The organism is Streptomyces sp. C36 (assembly GCF_040932295.1).
GTDB lineage: Bacteria > Actinomycetota > Actinomycetes > Streptomycetales > Streptomycetaceae > Streptomyces > Streptomyces triculaminicus.
Window position 1 is genome coordinate 1 of record NZ_JBFQGI010000025.1, and the last position, 2,533, is coordinate 2,533.

The window sequence follows — 2,533 nt, forward strand, 5'->3', positions numbered from 1 at the left end:
TGCGGTAAGACAAGCTTCCGAAGGGCGTGGCGAGCGGCCTTGCGGGCCGCCCGTGCTTCCGGCCATCCGGCGGGGTTTCACCTCAGGGTGTTCCTAGCGCTGTGGGAGCTCACCCCATAACGACGTTATGGGTCGGGGCATAGTCATGGCGCACCGCCATGCTCGAAGCTGCTGGCAACACCCGAGTGCGGAAAACCGACCGTCGAAAGAGAAGTCTCACCTCCGCTCGTACAGAGCTCACGACTCTGGGGTTTGTGCGGAGTCCCGTGACGCTGGCTCACCTCCGCCCGCGCGGAGCTCGGCACTGCCGGACCGTGCGTGAGCTCACGTGACAATGGCTTCCTACTGTGAGGTGAGCGCCGGCTCACGAGCGTCTGCGCGGAGCTCACCCATAACGTCGTTATGGGGCTGGGCTTGGTGGTGGCGCACTGTCAGGTGCTCGGAGCCCATTATTCCGGCACATGAGTGGGACGTGCCTACGGCTGACCTCTGCTTGTGGGGAACGCTTACATCACCGCTGGACAACTGACCATCGCAAGGGCTGACTCATCTCCGCTTGCGTGGAGTTCGCTCGAGTGTGTTGCGCTCGCCGCCCAGCGTCAGCGGTTCACCTCCGCTCGCGGAACACACAATGGCGTGTGGGGATGTGTCCATGAGACTGGCTCCCGTCCACCCGGGAGGATCCCCCAGTACTGCCGCTACTGGTGTGGCCTTGGTGATGTGCCGGCGGCACTCGATGGCTTCTCCTGCCAGCGCTGCGCCCCATCCCGACTGCGTCTCTGGCTTGCTGGTACGGCTGCGGAGGTGGCTGCTGAGGGAGGTGTTCCCAGTTTGGGAACGGCAGCTACTGAGGGATCGTGGGTCGCTCCTGTACGGCGAACTCGGTGGCCAGAGCGAGGGCCTTCCGGGCGTCGTCAGTCGTGGTGGTGGGCTGGTTATGGTCGCGGGCGTGCTGGTGGATGCTGCGGACGAAGCTTTCCAGGAAGCCGCAGAAGTTCGCGCGATGGAAGGCGCTATTGCGGTCGTCGACCGTCTCGGCAAGCTCGTCGAGCCAGTACTCCGCCATCTCGTCGACGACAAGACCATCACGATGCTCCAGAAGCCGACGAGCGATCCGCTGTGCCAGAGCGAAGCGCCGCGCCTGAGCGGTCACACGGAGATTTTCAGCTTTCTCCTCGGTCAGCCGCCGCTCCTCATACGCGTGCGCTGTCTCCGGGGATCGCCGCTCGTGCGGCTGCCGCACCTGCTCGGCCTTCAGCCGGAGCGCCTTCTGATAGGCGCCGTGCCGAGTCGTGACACACAACGCCTCGTTAAAGCTCTGCCATGGCACACCGACTCCACGGCCGTCGTCGACAGCTCTCAACTGTCCGGCGTCAGCCTGCTCCCGGAGGTACTGCCACAACTTCGCGCGCAGCACTGCCGCAGCACCACGGGCCTCCTCCGGGAGGCTGCTGGCCTGCCGCTCGGCATGGCGCAACACCAGGTAGAGCTCACCTGGATCAGGAAAGCGCTCCAGGGCAGGGTCGCCACCGGCTTCGTGTAGCGCCCGTAGCTGCTCTGCGATCCCCATGGTGTCGATCGGTCCCATCCTGATAGCAGGACGAGGCTTTCTGCTCTGCTTCTGCCTGCGTGCCATGATCAAAGTCTTCACTGGATGCTGGTTCCCAAACTGGGAACCAGCATCCAGCCACCCGAATCGGCGACACTCATGGGCAGGGCAGCCGCGCTTCAGTGAGAGGTAGTCAGGCTGTTATAAGCCCCGTTCGTCCGGCCTCCAGCCTTGGGATCGAGGGGCTTGTGGCACAGTTCAGGACGCTGACCGGATAACCACGTCCCGTCCGCAGGAAGCAGAGCCGGGCTGTGAGTAGCGGCGAGCGTGCTGAGGCCTTCCTCACGTGGGTGGGAAGGAGCGGCCACCCTCACGAACAACAGCGTCGCCAGGCGGGTGCGTTCTCGTACGTGGCCAACCCATAACGCCGTTATGGGTTGGCAGGGAAGCCCTGAGAGAAGAAGAGCCGGTTATCCACCCGCGCTGGGGGCGCGCAAGGCAGGCATCGGCGGCTTTGCCGGTGGTCGGCGGGGGCTGGCCTATCGAGTTCGCGGCAACTTCGGGATGTTCTTGGTGTCAGGGGTCCCTGCAGGTTGACCTTCGGTGGTGCAACGCCAACGTCGGCCAACCGCGACGTCCTGGCCGCCGAACTCAAGGAAGGCTCCCACGTCTGTAGCGGGGGAAGCATCCGCTGGGGCGGGTACCTCCCCCGAAGCTGTGAACGGACTCCCTTGGCGGACGACCCGCACGGTCATGGCCTTAGCAGCAGCCTCCGCCTCCGCAACACCCTCCTGCAGGGGTGGGAGCAGCAGCGCTCCCAGCCACCGCGACGGCAGACAGCAGCTTGAGGGTGTCCTCGTGCCCGGAGGGGCAGATGGCGGGGTCGGAGGACTGAGCCATAGGTCGGCTCACCTCAAAGGAGTCATCGCAGGTACGGCAGCGGAATTCGTAACGAGGCATGCGTCAAGGCTAGCCGGGCCAGGC

At 65.0% G+C, this 2,533-nt stretch carries 2 protein-coding genes; both read right to left on the reverse strand.

The features are described from left to right. Positions 1-844: 844 nt before the first annotated feature. Positions 845-1,636 (reverse strand): hypothetical protein, encoded by a 792-nt coding sequence (locus AB4K12_RS31215; RefSeq protein ID WP_368438169.1) that lies wholly within the window; start codon positions 1,634-1,636, stop codon positions 845-847. A 672-nt stretch (positions 1,637-2,308) separates the two neighbouring features. Next, positions 2,309-2,509, reverse strand: coding sequence for an FmdB family zinc ribbon protein (locus AB4K12_RS31220; protein WP_368438171.1), 201 nt, complete (start codon positions 2,507-2,509; stop codon positions 2,309-2,311). Positions 2,510-2,533: the final 24 nt, after the last annotated feature.